14 protein-coding genes and 1 pseudogene are annotated in these 14,317 nt (G+C 69.8%); 4 read left to right on the top strand and 11 right to left on the bottom strand.

Annotated elements, in window-relative coordinates; genetic code table 11:
- Positions 1-6: 6 nt before the first annotated feature.
- The 5 genes from OG707_RS02675 to OG707_RS02655 all read right to left on the bottom strand — a co-directional run bounded on the left by OG707_RS02675 (position 7) and on the right by OG707_RS02655 (position 4,429).
- Complete coding sequence (locus OG707_RS02675; RefSeq protein WP_329113894.1) at positions 7-165, bottom strand: hypothetical protein; 159 nt, start codon at positions 163-165, stop codon at positions 7-9.
- Positions 166-225: 60 nt separating this feature from the next.
- The gene (locus tag OG707_RS02670) at positions 226-1,179 is read right to left on the bottom strand and encodes a cytochrome c oxidase assembly protein (RefSeq protein WP_329113892.1); all 954 of its coding nucleotides are present in this window, start codon (positions 1,177-1,179) and stop codon (positions 226-228) included.
- 98 nt (positions 1,180-1,277) lie between these two features.
- Positions 1,278-2,306: a 6-phosphofructokinase gene (locus OG707_RS02665; RefSeq protein ID WP_329113890.1), complete on the bottom strand. Its 1,029-nt coding sequence runs from the start codon at positions 2,304-2,306 to the stop codon at positions 1,278-1,280.
- Between the two features lie 140 nt (positions 2,307-2,446).
- Positions 2,447-3,175: a type 1 glutamine amidotransferase gene (locus OG707_RS02660; RefSeq protein ID WP_329113888.1), complete on the bottom strand. Its 729-nt coding sequence runs from the start codon at positions 3,173-3,175 to the stop codon at positions 2,447-2,449.
- Positions 3,176-3,190: 15 nt separating this feature from the next.
- Positions 3,191-4,429, bottom strand: coding sequence for a Mur ligase family protein (locus OG707_RS02655; RefSeq protein WP_329113886.1), 1,239 nt, complete (start codon positions 4,427-4,429; stop codon positions 3,191-3,193).
- Positions 4,430-4,544: 115 nt separating this feature from the next.
- Between OG707_RS02655 and def the strand changes: the two genes are divergently transcribed.
- Positions 4,545-5,090, top strand: coding sequence for a peptide deformylase (def, locus tag OG707_RS02650; protein ID WP_329113884.1), 546 nt, complete (start codon positions 4,545-4,547; stop codon positions 5,088-5,090).
- Positions 5,091-5,094: 4 nt separating this feature from the next.
- Here def and OG707_RS02645 read toward each other — a convergent pair whose 3' ends face one another.
- Positions 5,095-5,745, bottom strand: a complete 651-nt coding sequence (locus OG707_RS02645; protein ID WP_329113882.1) for a TetR family transcriptional regulator — start codon at positions 5,743-5,745, stop codon at positions 5,095-5,097.
- Positions 5,746-5,878: 133 nt separating this feature from the next.
- Here OG707_RS02645 and OG707_RS02640 point away from each other — a divergent pair, with 133 nt between their 5' ends.
- The 3 genes from OG707_RS02640 (at position 5,879) to OG707_RS02630 (ending at position 8,862) form a co-directional block, all read left to right on the top strand.
- A complete protein-coding gene (locus OG707_RS02640; RefSeq protein ID WP_329113881.1) occupies positions 5,879-7,108 on the top strand; it encodes an acyl-CoA dehydrogenase family protein in 1,230 nt (409 codons plus the stop codon).
- A gap of 174 nt (positions 7,109-7,282) precedes the next feature.
- Positions 7,283-7,690: a YciI family protein gene (locus OG707_RS02635; RefSeq protein ID WP_329113879.1), complete on the top strand. Its 408-nt coding sequence runs from the start codon at positions 7,283-7,285 to the stop codon at positions 7,688-7,690.
- Positions 7,691-7,698: 8 nt separating this feature from the next.
- Complete coding sequence (locus OG707_RS02630) at positions 7,699-8,862, top strand: RNA polymerase sigma factor (RefSeq protein ID WP_329127587.1); 1,164 nt, start codon at positions 7,699-7,701, stop codon at positions 8,860-8,862.
- A 323-nt stretch (positions 8,863-9,185) separates the two neighbouring features.
- Here OG707_RS02630 and OG707_RS42410 read toward each other — a convergent pair.
- From OG707_RS42410 to OG707_RS02610, 5 genes and pseudogenes are all read right to left on the bottom strand, one after another.
- Positions 9,186-9,296 (bottom strand): annotated as a pseudogene (locus OG707_RS42410) (phage fiber-tail adaptor protein); the annotation flags it as partial.
- A gap of 26 nt (positions 9,297-9,322) precedes the next feature.
- Positions 9,323-9,979, bottom strand: coding sequence for a hypothetical protein (locus tag OG707_RS02625; RefSeq protein ID WP_329113878.1), 657 nt, complete (start codon positions 9,977-9,979; stop codon positions 9,323-9,325).
- Positions 9,980-10,344: 365 nt separating this feature from the next.
- A complete protein-coding gene (locus tag OG707_RS02620; RefSeq protein WP_329113876.1) occupies positions 10,345-10,833 on the bottom strand; it encodes a glutathione peroxidase in 489 nt (162 codons plus the stop codon).
- 61 nt (positions 10,834-10,894) lie between these two features.
- Positions 10,895-11,767 carry an acyl-CoA thioesterase gene (locus OG707_RS02615; protein WP_329113874.1) on the bottom strand — a complete coding sequence of 291 codons (873 nt, stop codon included), beginning with the start codon at positions 11,765-11,767 and terminating at the stop codon, positions 10,895-10,897.
- Between the two features lie 19 nt (positions 11,768-11,786).
- A complete protein-coding gene (locus OG707_RS02610) occupies positions 11,787-14,300 on the bottom strand; it encodes a DEAD/DEAH box helicase (RefSeq protein ID WP_329113871.1) in 2,514 nt (837 codons plus the stop codon).
- Positions 14,301-14,317 lie beyond the last annotated feature (17 nt).

The raw sequence follows: 14,317 nt of genomic DNA, 5'->3' as shown, positions 1-14,317 counted from the left end.
TCTGGGTCAGTTGCCGCGGGACGCGACCATCCCCAGCGTCGAGAGCCCCAGCACCACCCAGCTGAACCAGAGCCAGCCGTTGCTGCCCAACACCACCGTGTAGCCGGTCACGGCGACCAGCGCGCCCACGGTCACTACACCCATCGCCTTCGTGGAACCGGTCATGAATATGGCCCCCTCCTTCGAGTGGAGGGGGCCATCGTCACCCGGAGCGTGCCCGCTCCGCTACTGCTCGCGCGTCTGCAGTGATGCCAGATATGCGTTGTACGCCTGCAGTTCCTTGTCGCCGTCGCGGTCCGCGGCCCGGTCCGAGCGCCGTGCGATGCGCTGCTCGGAGCGGTACCACTGGAAGACCAGCGCGATCAGCACGAGCACCGAGGGGATCTCACTGAACGCCCAGGCGATCCCGCCCGCCGCGCTCTGATCGGCGAGCGCGTCGATCCCGAGCGAGGAGGGCGGGTTCTTGTACGTGGAGATCATCGGCTCCGTCGCCATCATCAGCGCGATCCCGAAGAAGGCGTGGAACGGCATCCCCGCGAAGAGCTCCAGCATCCGCATCACATAGCCGGGCCGGTGCGGGCCCGGGTCCACGCCCATGATCGGCCAGAAGAAGACGAGACCGACGGCCAGGAAGTGCACCATCATCGCGAGGTGCCCGGTCCTGCTGCCCATCAGGAAGTCGAACAGCGGCGAGAAGTACAGCGCGTAGAGGCTCGCGATGAACAGCGGGATGGTGAACGCGGGATGCGTCACGATCTTCATGTACCGGCTCTGCAGCAGCGCGAGCAGCCACTCGCGCGGCCCCTTGCGCTTCCCCCGCCCGGCCACCGGCAGCGCGCGCAGGGCCAGGGTCACCGGGGCGCCGAGCAGCAGCAGGATGGGGGAGAGCATGGAGATCACCATGTGCTGCACCATGTGCACGCTGAACATGACCATGCCGTAGTCGTTGAGCTTGGTGCACATCACCAGCGCGACGCTCAGCACGCCGAGCGTGAACAGGACGATCCGGTGCACCGGCCAGCTGTCGCCGCGCCTGCGCAGCCGCACCACACCCCAGCCGTAGAGCGCGAGCCCCGCCAGGCAGCCGATCAGGAAGAAGGGGTCCGCGGAGAATTCGAGCCCCCGCCCCAGCGTGAACGGCGGCAGATCCATGTTCATGCCGTGCCCGCTGTGATCCATCCACTCGCTCCTGATTCGTGCCATATGGTCCGCACCAGAGTAGAACTGCCCCCAGCCGCAGCTGCGACCGGGGGCAGTTCCTTACGAATGGGGCGTAATCAGAGCACGCACTCGGCCTCGGCGTACCGCTCGGCCGGAACCGTCTTCAGCGTCTCCGTGGCCTCGGCGAGCGGGACCATGACGATGTCGGTGCCGCGCAGCGCGGTCAGCATCCCGAACTCGCCGCGGTGCACGGCCTCCACGGCGTGCCAGCCGAAGCGGGTGGCAAGGACGCGGTCGTACGCGGTGGGCGTGCCGCCGCGCTGGACGTGACCGAGGATGACCGGGCGGGCCTCCTTGCCGAGGCGCTCCTCCAGCTCGACGGAGAGCTGGTTCGCCATCCCCGTGAAGCGCTCGTGGCCGTACATGTCCTTGACGCCCACGTCGAGGCTCATCGAGCCTCCCTCGCGCGGCTTGGCACCCTCTGCAACGACCACGATCGCAAACTTCTTGCCGGCCGAGAATCGCTTGCCGACCAGCTCGGTCAGCTCCTCGATGTCGAAGGGGCGCTCGGGGACGACGATGGCGTGCGCACCGGCCGCCATGCCCGAGTGCAGTGCGATCCACCCGGTGTGCCGTCCCATGACCTCGACGATCAGCACCCGCTGGTGCGACTCGGCGGTGGTCTTCAGCCGGTCGAGGGCCTCCGTCGCGACTCCGACGGCGGTGTCGAAACCGAACGTCACGTCGGTGGACGCGATGTCGTTGTCGATGGTCTTCGGTACGCCGACGATCGGCAGCCCCGCCTCGGAGAGGAGGTTGGCGGCCTTCAGTGTGCCCTCGCCGCCGATCGGGATGATCGCGTCGAGTCCCAGGTCGGCCACGTGCCCCTTGGCCGTCTCCACGCCGCCGCGCAGGTGCGCGGGCTGGACGCGGGAGGAGCCGAGGATGGTGCCGCCGCGTGCGAGGATGCCGCCGACCGCGTCGAGGTCGAGCTTGCGGTAGTCGCACTCGAGGAGGCCCCGCCACCCGTCGTGGAAGCCGATGACCTCGTCGCCGTGGTCGACGACGGCACGGTGAACGACCGATCGGATGACGGCGTTGAGGCCGGGGCAGTCCCCGCCGGAGGTGAGCACACCAATTCGCATTGCCCGAAAAACCTTTGCAACGTGGGCCGATGACCGGACCACGTCGTCCGGTTGGATCCCCGCCACCCTACCGGCGCAGGGTGGCGGGACCGAACCGGGCGTCCGCCTGCTGGACTTCGCTCAGAAGAGCGAACAATGCGTCATGCGGGCTGCGTTGCGGATGCAATGCGCTCGGCGCGCAGCGCCTCGTACCACCGGTCGTCGGTGGGCGGCAGCGCGTTCACATCGAGGGCCAGCTTCAGCAGCAGGTCCGCGATCTGCGGATTGCGGGCGAGAACCGGGCCGTGCATGTACGTACCGAAGACGGTGTCGTTGTACGCGCCCTCGGTGCCGTCCCCCGTGCCGTTCCCGTTGCCGAGGCGCACTCGTGCGAAGGGGCGGGCGGAGGGGCCGAGGTGGGTGATGCCCTGGTGGTTCTCGAAACCGGTCAGCTGCGGCAGCCCGAGCCGGTCGTCGATGTCGGCCAGCACGTCGCCGACGCACCGCTCGCCCTCGCCGCGGGTCGAGATCACGTCGAGCAGGCCGAGGCCCGGCTCGCGCTCGCCGAGGTCGTTGATGAACTCGTGGCCGAGGATCTGGTACCCGGCGCAGACCGAGAAGATGATCGCGCCGTTGGCGGCGGCCCGGCTGAGCCCGCCGTCACGGCGCAGCCGCTCGGAGGCGAGGCGCTGCGGCCGGTCCTCACCGCCGCCGATCAGATAGATGTCGCCCGAGGTGGGCACCGGCTGGTCGCTGCGTACGTCGATGCGCGCGACGTCCAGGCCGCGCTGACGCGCCCGGCGCTCCACGACCAGGGCATTGCCCTGGTCGCCGTAGGTCGACAGCAGGTCGGGGTAGACCCACACCAGGCGCAGGCTGTTGTCGCTCATGGCTCTCCTCAAGGGTCAGTTGCCGACTCGGCGGCGCACGTCCTGGAACGCGGTGTAGTTGGCGATGAGTTCGATCCGCCCGGGAGCCGAGTTCGAGACGGCCTCGTCGACGCTGTCGCAGACCCTGAAGTCCAGACCTGCGACCTCGAGACGTACCGCGAGGTCGAGCCTGCGGTCGCCGATGACACAGATCGGGTGTCCGGCGAGACGCGTGTAGTCGACGTCCCACAGCCAGGAGGTGTCCGTGCCGTCGGCGCCGCGGGCGTTGACGGAGAGGATCACCGGAGTGGGCGGCGGGTCGATCAGCGAGAAGGTCTCCAGCCAGCCGGCCGGGTTCTTCGCGAGGAGCAGGCGCAGATCGCGGCCCTGGAACTGGACCACGTCATAGCGTCCGGCGACGGCCTGTACGGAGTACATCCGCTCCAGCGCCACCTGCGGCGGCACACCGAACGTCGCGGCGACCGCCGCGGTGACGGCGGCATTCGCCTTGTTGGCGCGGCCCGGGAGCTGCAGCTGGATCGGCCACGCCGAGCCGTGCGGATCCAGGACGTGGTCGCCGGAGAGGGCCCAGGTGGGCGCGGGGCGGCGGAAGCCGCACTCGCCGCAGAACCAGTCGTCGCTCGGCCGCTGCAGCACACCGCCGCAGGACGGGCACGACCAGGCGTCGTCCTTCCACTCCTGGCCGGCCGCGACCCACACCACGGTGGGGGACGAGGAGGCGGCCCAGACGATCAGCGGGTCGTCGGCGTTGGCGATGACCACGGCCTTCGTACCGGCGAGGCCCTCGCGCCACTTCTCGGCCAGCATGCGCGTCTCGGCGGCGCGGTCGAGCTGGTCGCGGGAGAGGTTGAGCAGTGCGATCGCCTTGGGCGTCACATCGCGCGCGACCCCGGCGAGGTACTTCTCGTCGACCTCGATCACGCCGTAGCGGGCGTCCGAACCGCCGGCCAGCGCCGAGGTGATACCCGCGGGCATGTTGGCGCCCAGGGCGTTCGACACGACCGGGCCACTGGCCCGCAACGCCTCGGCGATCAGCCGGGTCGTCGTCGTCTTGCCGTTCGTCGCCGAGACGAGGACCACGTCCAGATGCTGCGCGAGTCGGCCCAGCAGGTCCGGGTCGAGCCTCAGCGCGACCTTGCCGCCGATCACCGATCCGCTGCCGCGCCCCGCGGCGCGCGATACCGCTGCCGCGGCCTTGCCTGCCGTCACGGCCAGTTTGGCGCGTGGCGTCAGCGGCTCCGTGTTGCCTGACATCGTCCCTGATCCTCCTTGCATCGACGCGGCCTCAGCCTATCGAGATCCTTCACGCCGCCTGACCTCGGCTCCACCGGCGGCGGGGCCCACTCGTACAGAACGTAACCTTGCCGCCATGCGAAACCGTCCGATCCCCGGCAGTTCGGGAGTCGCGCAGGACATGTCCCTGCTCGGCGACCCGGTCCTGCACGCGCCCTGCGAACCCGTGACCGAGTTCGGCCCGTCGCTCGCCCGGCTCGTCGAGAACATGTTCGCGACGATGTACGCGGCCCAGGGTGTCGGCCTCGCCGCCAACCAGATCGGCGTGGCGCAGCGGGTGTTCGTATACGACTGCCCCGACGACGAGGACGTCCGCCACCTGGGCCATGTGGTGAACCCGCGTCTGGTCGAGGCGGACGGCATCACCGTACGCGGCCCCGAGGGCTGTCTCTCGCTGCCCGGCCTGGAGGCGGCGACGCCCCGCTTCGACCACGCGGTCGTCGAGGGCTTCACGGTGAACGGCGACCCGGTCAGGGTCAGCGGGACGGGTTTCTTCGCCCGCTGTCTCCAGCACGAGTGCGACCACCTCGACGGACTCGTCTACACGGACCGGCTGAGCGGCTGGCGCAAGAGCAAGGTGATGCGCGCGGCCCGCAAGACGCCCTGGGGTGCGAACGCGTAGGGAGCTAGAAGCCCGGCCCGCCCGCGCGGTTGCCCGCCGCGGCGAGCCGGCCCCAGAGCAGATCGGCCAGCGAGCGCACCAACTCGGCGCGCGAGCAGGGCCGTTCGCCGAGCCACCAGTCTCCGGCGGCGTGCATCATCCCGACGATTCCGTGCCCCCACACCCGCGCCAGCTGCTCGCTGCCCGGGCCGAGGTCGACGCGCTCGGCGATCACCTGGGCGAGCTCCTCGCCGAGCCGGCGCAGCAGGGGCGCCGAGTGCATGCCGATGTCGAACCCGTTCGCCGGCAGCGCGGTGTCCGAAGCGTCCTCGGTGGGATGCATCAGGAAGCGGTAGACCTGGGGCCGGGCCTCGATGGCCGCGAGGTAGGTGTCGAGCGTGGCCTCGACCCGCTCGCGGCGCTCGGCCGGGGCGTCCAGGGCGGCGCGCAGGGCCTCGAGGAGGGCGTCGGTGTGGCGCTTGGCCAGGGCGCGGTAGAGGCCGCCCTTGTCGCCGAAGTGCCGGTAGAGGATCGGCTTGGTGATGCCGGCCTCGGCGGCTATGGCGTTCATGGAAGCCTTGGGGCCGTCCCGGAGCACCACGCGGTCGGCAGCCTCGAGCAGTTCGCGGCGCCGGCTCTCAGCCGTCCGCTGCTGCGTGGCCTGTGTGGTGCTCATGGTGCTTCTCCCCGCCCGTCCGTACGATTCCGTTCCCCCGCCGAAACGTAACAGGTTGACAGGGCCTACTTACCAGTAACAGACTGCCGTTACCGCAAGTAACGCCCTGGAGAACCGCAGTACTGGAGGGGACATGGCCGAGTTCACGCTCGAGCTCAACGACGACCAGAAGCAGGTACGCGACTGGATCCACGGCTTTGCCGCGGACGTCATCCGCCCGGCCGCCGCCGAGTGGGACGAGCGTGAGGAGACTCCCTGGCCGGTGATCCAGGAAGCCGCCAAGGTCGGCATCTACTCGCTCGACTTCTACGCCCAGCAGTTCTTCGACCCCACCGGGCTCGGCATCCCGATGGCGATGGAGGAGCTGTTCTGGGGCGACGCCGGCATCGCGCTCTCCATCGTCGGTACGGGCCTGGCCGCGGTCGGCGTCCTCGCGAACGGCACCGAGGAGCAGATCGGCACCTGGATCCCGCAGATGTACGGGGACGCCGCCGACGTGAAGGTCGCCGCCTTCTGCTCCTCCGAGCCGGACGCGGGCTCGGACGTCGCGGCGATGCGCACCCGCGCCGTCTACGACGAGGCCAAGGACGAGTGGGTCCTCAACGGCACCAAGACCTGGGCGACCAACGGCGGCATAGCCAACGTCCACGTGGTCGTAGCGGCCGTGGACCCGGAACTCGGCTCCAAGGGCCACGCCTCCTTCATCGTCCCGCCGAACACCCCCGGCCTCTCCCAGGGCCAGAAGTTCAAGAAGCACGGCATCCGCGCCTCGCACACCGCAGAGGTCGTACTGGAAGACGTACGCATCCCGGGCCACTGCCTGCTCGGCGGCAAGGACAAGCTGGACGACCGCCTCGCCCGCGCCCGTGAGCGCGCCAAGGCCGGCGGCGGCGAGCGCGTGAAGAACGCCGCGATGGCCACCTTCGAGGCCTCGCGCCCGGCCGTCGGCGCCATGGCGGTGGGCACCGCACGGGCCGCGTACGAGGTCGCCCTCGACTACGCGAAGACCCGCACCCAGTTCGGCCGCCCGATCATCGACAACCAGGGCATCGCCTTCCAACTGGCCGACATGCGCACCCAGATCGACGCGGCCCGTCTCCTGGTGTGGCGCGCGTCCTGGATGGCGAGCGCGGGCAAGCCGTTCACCTCGGCCGAGGGCTCGATGTCGAAGCTGTACGCCAGCGAGACGGCCAAGAAGGTCACCGCGCAGGCGATCCAGATCCTCGGCGGCAACGGCTTCACCCGGGAGTACCCGGTGGAGCGCATGCACCGCGACGCGGCGATCTACACGATCTTCGAGGGCACGAGCGAGATCCAGCGCCTGGTCATCGCCCGCACGCTGTCGGGGATGCCGATCCGCTGACGCGGGTCACGCAACCGTACGAAGAGCCCGAAGAGCCCTCTCCCGCGCACGGGGGAGGGCTCTTCGGCATGCCCGAAAGTTTTTTCCGCGGCGATGTCGAGAACCCGTGGTCCACTCCGTCCCAGGGGTGGAAGCGGCCACAATGGGCCGCACCAGTACCGAGGAGTGATCACGATGGCCAAGTACCTGCTGCTCAAGCACTACCGGGGCGCCCCGGCCGCGGTGAACGACGTCCCCATGGACCAGTGGACGCCTCAGGAGATCTCGGACCACATCCAGTACATGAACGACTTCGCCGCCCGGCTCGAGAAGACCGGCGAGTTCGTCGACGGTCAGGCGCTGGCCCCCGAGGGGACGTTCGTCCGCTACGACGGCGAGGGCCGGCCGCCGGTCACCGACGGTCCGTTCGCCGAGACCAAGGACGTCATCGCGGGCTGGATGGTCATCGACGTCGACACCTACGAGCGTGCCGTCGAGCTGGCCGGGGAACTGTCGGCCGCTCCGGGTGCGGGTGGCAAGCCGATCCACGAGTGGCTCGAGCTGCGCCCGTTCCTGACCGAGATGCCCACGATCACCGAATGACGTCCCCGATGAACGAGGCCCGCCTCCGGAGCCTCACGCCGGGTGTGCTCGGCATCCTCGTCCGCCGCGGAGCACCTTTCGCGGCGGCCGAGGACGCCGTCCAGGACGCGCTGGTGGAAGCGGTCCGCGTCTGGCCGTCCGACCCTCCGCGGGACGCGAAGGGCTGGCTGGTCACCGTGGCCTGGCGCCGCTTCCTCGACGCGACCCGGGCGGACACCGCCCGCCGCCGGCGCGAGGACCTGGTCGAAGAGGAGCCGGAGCCCGGGCCCGCGCCCGCCGCGGACGACACGCTCCAGCTCTACTTCCTGTGTGCCCACCCGTTGTTGACACCGTCGTCCGCGGTCGCGCTCACGCTGCGCGCGGTGGGCGGGCTGACCACCCGGCAGATCGCCCAGGCCTACCTGGTGCCGGAGGCGACGATGGCGCAGCGCATCAGCAGGGCCAAACGTACGGTCTCCGGCGTACGGCTCGACCGGCCCGGCGACGTCGCCACCGTGCTGCGCGTTCTCTACCTGGTCTTCAACGAGGGCTACTCCGGCGACGTCGACCTCGCCGCCGAGGCCATCCGCCTCAACCGGCAACTCGCGGCCTCGATCGACCACCCGGAGGTGGCGGGGCTGCTCGCCCTCATGCTGCTCCACCACGCCCGCAGGGCTGCCCGCACGGCGCCCGACGGCAGCCTGGTCCCGCTCGCCGAGCAGGACCGCGGCCGGTGGGACACCGGGGCGATCGCCGAGGGAATCGGGATGTTGCAGGCGGCCCTCGCCCGCGACCGGCTCGGCGAGTTCCAGGCGCAGGCCGCGATCGCGGCACTCCACGCGGACGCACTCACGGCCGAGGAGACGGACTGGGTGCAGATCGTCGAGTGGTACGACGAGTTGGCGCGCCTGACCGACAGCCCGGTCGTCCGGCTCAACCGCGCGGTGGCCGTCGGCGAGGCCGACGGGCCGCGCGCCGGCCTGGCGGCGCTCGCCGCACTGGACGGATCGGTGCCCCGCCACGACGCGGTCGCCGCGTACCTCCACGAACGCGACGGCGACCTGGCGACGGCGGCCCGGCTCTACGCGGAGGCGGCCAGAAAGGCCCCCAACCTCGCCGAACGCGACCACCTGACCCGCCAGGCCGCCCGGATCAACGCCGGCGGGGTCAGGCAGGCAGGTGGGCCTCGATAGCCGCGACGAGCTCAGGAGCCTCGGGCTCCGTACGGGGCGGAAGCGGCCCGCCACTTCACCCCGGCCGCCGTACCAGCGCTTCACGCCGTCCATGAAGCACACGGTGCCGTGAGCGCGCCGGCCAGGCGGTCTTAACCCTTGTCCCTCACGTCGCGCCAAGATGCTTGGAGAAGCGCAGCGCCCTCGAACAGGTCGCCCAGGCACAGATCGAAGCAGCGCGCGACAAGTGGTGGACCGAAGCGCAGAAAATGTCACTCGCCGCGTGCCCGCACGGAGGCTCTTCATGGACGCGGCGAGTGAGCACTTCGCGCGTGAGCGGGATCTCACCGGTTCTGAACCCGGATCGTGATCGTGCGCTCGTCCGTACGGCTCTGGCTTGTGGAGATCAGGCACGCCGCCGAGTACGTGGAACCGGCAACACCGCCTGAGATCCACGCCGATGTGGTTCAGAGGTGCAGAGTCAGGTGCCAGGCATGGGATATGGCCCGATCTCCCATTCGTCGACGGTGAGGTTGTCGCCGCCGAATGCGCGGGTCGGTGCGAGCAACGCGGTGAGGCGTTCGGCCGCCATGGCGCGGGAGTCTGCGCGGCTGACGTGGCAGGGATGTTCGGGCTTCCCGTAGTCGTTCATGAGTGCCCAGCCCGTGCGCGAATCGCCGCCCACCCATTCGGTGTACCGCAGCCCCATCCAGTCGTGCGAGAAGCGCAGCGCGCGGGCGCACGGGATGGCGTTGAACTCCTCTTTGGTGATCGCCCCTTTGAAGGTGGTCACGGTGCCGGGCGTCGGGTGGGTGTAGATCGTCTCGCGGATCGACCAGAGCGGCGGAGCCTCATGCCACTCCGGTTCGTCGGGCGTCACGCACAGCCCGGTGTGCCGCTTCCTGACCGTGCCGGGAGGGTCGCCTTCCGTGTGGTAGGTGATCTTGTAGAGCCAGAAGGTGCCGTATCGCCTGCCGTCCTTCTTGACCATCCGGCGCCCGACCTGAACGGTCAGCAGCGGCGCTTCGCGTTTCGGCTGCGTCCAGTCGACGCGGTGCTCCCACCCACGGCTTTCGGCGTACGTGATCAAGTCCGCGACGATCTTCGGTACTTCGTAGCCGTCTGGCGCCTCAGCCATTGCGGTCCACCTCCTCAGGTTTCCTGATCAGCCGTGCGATGCAACGGAGCGCGCCCGCTTCGGTCTTGAAGCGCGCGACGGAGAAGCCGTCTCGGTAGACGACCGGCCAAGGCGATTCGTCCCACGGACGCGGTGCGAAACCGGGCTCGGGGCGGGTGTCGGTGAGGCCTCGCTCCGCGTTGTGTCCGGACTGGCCTGTCTTTTCGATTCCCTGTTCCGTGGCGGTGAAGCGAGAGTGGGCCGGGTCCCGTCGGCCGGCCCCTGAAGGATCTGCTCCTTGTCAGCGGCTGTGAGTCCGCCGGAGCGCAGAAAAGCGCCCGGTCCCCCTTCGGGGCGGGCGCTCTCTTCCGGGAAGGAATTCCGATTCAGGCAGGCAGGTGCGCCTCAATAGCCGCGACGAGCTCGGGAGACTCCGGCTCCGTGCGGGGGCGGAAGCGGCCCACCACTTCGCCCTGGGCGTCAAGCACGAACTTCTCGAAGTTCCACTGGATGTCGCCCGCCTCGCCCTCCGCGTCCGCGACCTGCGTCAACTCCGCGTACAGCGGGTGCCGGTGCTCGCCGTTGACCTCGATCTTCTCCAACAGCGGGAATGTCACGCCGTACGTCGCCGAGCAGAAGCTCTGGATCTCCTCCGAGCTGCCCGGCTCCTGGCCTGCGAACTGGTTGCAGGGCACGCCGAGAACGGTGAAGCCCTTCTCGCCGTAGCTCTGCTGCAGGCGCTCGAGACCGGCGTACTGGGGGGTGAGGCCGCACTTGGACGCGACGTTCACCAGCAGCACCGCCTTGCCCCGGTAGTCGGCGAGCGAGGTCGCCTCGCCGGTCAGGGTGCGCAGCGGGATGTCGTAAAGGCTCATCAGATCTCCAGTCGTCAGGGTTGCGTACGTACTGTTTCAGAGGCCCGTCGCGAGACTGCGGTCAGCCGCCCAGTTTGCGGAACAGGCCCTCCTGGACCACCGACACCAGGAGGTTCCCCGCCCGGTCGTAGATCCGTCCGCGCGCCAGCCCGCGGCCGCCCGTCGCGATGGGGGACTCCTGGTCGTACAGGAACCACTCGTCGGTACGGAACGGGCGGTGGAACCACATCGCATGGTCCAGCGACGCCATGTCGAAGCCCCGCGGGCCCCACAGCGGTTCGACGGGGATGCGGACCGCGTCGAGGAGCGTCATGTCGCTCGCGTACGTGAGGGCGCACGTGTGGACCAGCGGGTCGTCGCCGAGCGGGCCGACCGCGCGCATCCAGACCGCGCTGCGCGGCTCCGCGCCCTTGACCTCGTCCTGCGTCCAGCGCAGCCGGTCGACGTAACGGATGTCGAAGGGCTGGCGGCGGGCCATCCGCTCCAGGGCGTCGGGGAGCGCGCCCAGGTGCTCGCGGACCTCCTCGGCGACCGTCGGCAGCGACTCCGGGTCCGGGACCTCGCGGGCCGGCGGCAGCTGGTGCTCGAACGTGCCCTCCTCCGGCTGGTGGAAGGAGGCCGTGAGGTTGAAGATCGTGCGGCCCTGCTGGACGGCGGTGACCCGGCGCGTGGTGAAGGAGCGGCCGTCGCGCATCCGCTCGACCTGGTAGACGATCGGGACGCCCGGGCGGCCCGGCCGCAGGAAGTACGCGTGCAGGGAGTGGACCGGGCGGTCGCCGTCCGTCGTACGGCCGGCCGCCACCAGCGCCTGGCCCGCGACCTGACCGCCGAAGACCCGTTGCAGGGACTCCTGCGGGGACCGGCCGCGGAAGATGTTGACCTCGATCTGCTCCAGATCGAGCAGGTCGACGAGTCTCTCGGCGGGGTTCGTCATCTGTGGTCTCCTTCAGGGCTCAGAGCTGGCCGACGGCGGTGACGCGGACGACCGCGCGGCCCTCTTCGTCGGAGGCCGCGAGATCCACCTCCGCGCTGATGCCCCAGTCATGGTCGCCGTTCGGGTCGGCGAAGATCTGCCGGACGCGCCAGAGACCGTGGGCCGCGTCCTCCTCGATGATCAGCAGCTTGGGACCGCGGGCGTCCGGGCCCGTGCCCAGCTCTTCGTACTCGTCCCAGTACGCGTCCATCGCCTCGCCCCACGCGTCCTGGTCCCAGCCGGAGTCGCCGTCCAGCTGCCCCAGGTCGTAGACGCGGTCGAGCGCGGCCAGCTCCACGCGGCGGAACATCGCGTTGCGGACGAGGACACGGAAGGCGCGGGCGTTGGCGGTGACCGGCTTGACCTGGTCGGCGCGCTCGGCGGCCTGCTCGGCGGTCTCCACCTCGGGGTTGGCGAGCTGCTCCCACTCGTCCAGGAGGCTGGAGTCGACCTGGCGGACCAGCTCGCCGAGCCAGGCGATCAGGTCCTGGAGGTCCTCGGACTTCAGGTCGTCGGGGATGGTGTGGTCGAGGGCCTTGTACGCGCCCGCGAGGTAGCGCAGCACGATGCCTTCGGTGCGGGCCAGCTCGTAGTGGGAGGTGAACTCGGCGAAGGTCATGGCGCGTTCGTACATGTCGCGGATGACGGACTTCGGCGAGACCGGGTGGTCGCCGACCCACGGGTGGCTCTTGCGGTACACGTTGTACGCGTGGACCAGGAGCTCTTCCAGGGGCTTCGGGTACGTGACGTCCTGCAGGAGCTCCATCCGCTCCTCGTACTCGATGCCGTCCGCCTTCATCTGGCCGACCGCCTCGCCGCGCGCCTTGTTCTGCTGGGCGGCCAGGATCTGGCGCGGGTCGTCGAGGGTCGACTCGACGACGGAGACCATGTCCAGGGCGTAGGACGGGGATTCGGGGTCGAGGAGGTCGAAGGAGGCCAGCGCGAAGGTGGAGAGCGGCTGGTTGAGGGCGAAGTCCTGCTGGAGGTCGACGGTCAGGCGGATGGTGCGGCCCTCGGCGTCGGGGGTGTCCAACTGCTCCACGACACCGCCGTCGAGCAGCGAGCGGTAGATCGCGATCGCGCGGCGGATGTGGCGCAGCTGGGCCTTGCGCGGCTCGTGGTTGTCCTCGAGGAGGTGGCGCATCGCGTCGAAGGCGTTGCCCGGGCGGGCGATCACGGAGAGCAGCATGGTGTGGGTGACCCGGAAGCGGGAGGTCAGCGGCTCCGGGTCGGCGGCGATCAGCTTCTCGAAGGTGGCGTCCGTCCAGGCGATGAAGCCCTCGGGTGCCTTCTTGCGGACCACCTTGCGGCGCTTCTTCGGGTCGTCTCCCGCCTTGGCGAGAGCCTTCACGTTCTCCACCTCGTGCTCGGGCGCCTGGGCGGCGACGAAGCCCGCCGTGTCGAAGCCGGCCCGGCCCGCGCGGCCCGCGATCTGGTGGAACTCGCGGGCGCGGAGCGTGCGGACGCGAGTGCCGTCGTACTTCGTCAGCGCGGTGAACAGCACCGTGCGGATGGGGACGTTGACGCCGACGCCCAGGGTGTCCGTACCGCAGATGACCTTCAACAGGCCTGCCTGCGCCAGCTTTTCGACCAGGCGGCGGTACTTGGGGAGCATGCCGGCGTGGTGGACGCCGATGCCGTGACGCACGTAGCGCGAGAGGTTCTGGCCGAACTTGGTGGTGAAGCGGAAGTTGCCGATGAGGTCGGCGATCTTCTCCTTCTCCTCCTTCGAACACATGTTGATGCTCATCAGCGACTGCGCGCGCTCGACGGCGGCCGCCTGCGTGAAGTGCACGATGTAGACCGGGGCCTGCTTGGTGTCGAGGAGCTCGGTGAGCGTCTCGGTGATGGGGGTGCGGCGGTACTCGTACGACAGCGGGACCGGGCGGGACGCCGAGCGGACCACCGAGGTGGGCAGGCCCGTGCGGCGGGTCAGGTCCTCCTCGAAGCGCGCGACGTCGCCGAGCGTGGCGGACATCAGGATGAACTGGGCCTGGGGGAGCTCCAGGATCGGGATCTGCCAGGCCCAGCCGCGGTCCGGCTCCGCGTAGAAGTGGAACTCGTCCATCACGACCTGGCCGATGTCGGCGTGCTTGCCGTCGCGCAGCGCGATCGAGGCCAGGACCTCGGCGGTGCAGCAGATGACCGGGGCGTCCGCGTTGACGGAGGCGTCGCCGGTCAGCATGCCGACGTTCTCGGTGCCGAAGAGCTTGCAGAGGTCGAAGAACTTCTCCGAGACCAGCGCCTTGATCGGGGCGGTGTAGAAGGTGACCTTGTCCTGGGCCAGTGCGGCGAAGTGCGCACCCGCCGCGACCAGGCTCTTTCCGGATCCGGTGGGGGTGGAGAGGATCACGTTGGCCCCGGAGACCACCTCGATCAGCGCCTCCTCCTGGGCCGGGTAGAGAGTGATGCCCTGGCCCTCCGCCCATGACGAGAAGGCCTCGAAGAGGGCGTCGGGGTCGGCGGTCGGCGGCAGCTGATCGATAAGGGTCACACCCCCATCTTGCCTGC

Origin of the sequence: Streptomyces sp. NBC_01465 (assembly GCF_036227325.1) — a bacterium.
Taxonomy (GTDB): Bacteria; Actinomycetota; Actinomycetes; order Streptomycetales; family Streptomycetaceae; genus Streptomyces.
The sequence above is the reverse complement of the archived record's forward strand: the minus strand, read 5'-3'. Positions and strand labels throughout refer to the sequence as shown.

Coding starts and splice junctions, on each gene's coding strand:
- OG707_RS02670 (WP_329113892.1), bottom strand. CDS start 1,179: ATGGATCACAGCGGGCACGGCATGAACATGGATCTGCCGCCGTTCACG.
- OG707_RS02635 (WP_329113879.1), top strand. CDS start 7,283: ATGGCCAAGTACCTGCTGCTCAAGCACTACCGGGGCGCCCCGGCCGCG.
- OG707_RS02675 (WP_329113894.1), bottom strand. CDS start 165: ATGACCGGTTCCACGAAGGCGATGGGTGTAGTGACCGTGGGCGCGCTG.
- OG707_RS02640 (WP_329113881.1), top strand. CDS start 5,879: ATGGCCGAGTTCACGCTCGAGCTCAACGACGACCAGAAGCAGGTACGC.
- OG707_RS02655 (WP_329113886.1), bottom strand. CDS start 4,429: ATGTCAGGCAACACGGAGCCGCTGACGCCACGCGCCAAACTGGCCGTG.
- OG707_RS02620 (WP_329113876.1), bottom strand. CDS start 10,833: ATGAGCCTTTACGACATCCCGCTGCGCACCCTGACCGGCGAGGCGACC.
- OG707_RS02625 (WP_329113878.1), bottom strand. CDS start 9,979: ATGGCTGAGGCGCCAGACGGCTACGAAGTACCGAAGATCGTCGCGGAC.
- OG707_RS02660 (WP_329113888.1), bottom strand. CDS start 3,175: ATGAGCGACAACAGCCTGCGCCTGGTGTGGGTCTACCCCGACCTGCTG.
- OG707_RS02645 (WP_329113882.1), bottom strand. CDS start 5,745: ATGAGCACCACACAGGCCACGCAGCAGCGGACGGCTGAGAGCCGGCGC.
- def (WP_329113884.1), top strand. CDS start 4,545: ATGCGAAACCGTCCGATCCCCGGCAGTTCGGGAGTCGCGCAGGACATG.
- OG707_RS02630 (WP_329127587.1), top strand. CDS start 7,699: ATGAACGAGGCCCGCCTCCGGAGCCTCACGCCGGGTGTGCTCGGCATC.
- OG707_RS02665 (WP_329113890.1), bottom strand. CDS start 2,306: ATGCGAATTGGTGTGCTCACCTCCGGCGGGGACTGCCCCGGCCTCAAC.
- OG707_RS02615 (WP_329113874.1), bottom strand. CDS start 11,767: ATGACGAACCCCGCCGAGAGACTCGTCGACCTGCTCGATCTGGAGCAG.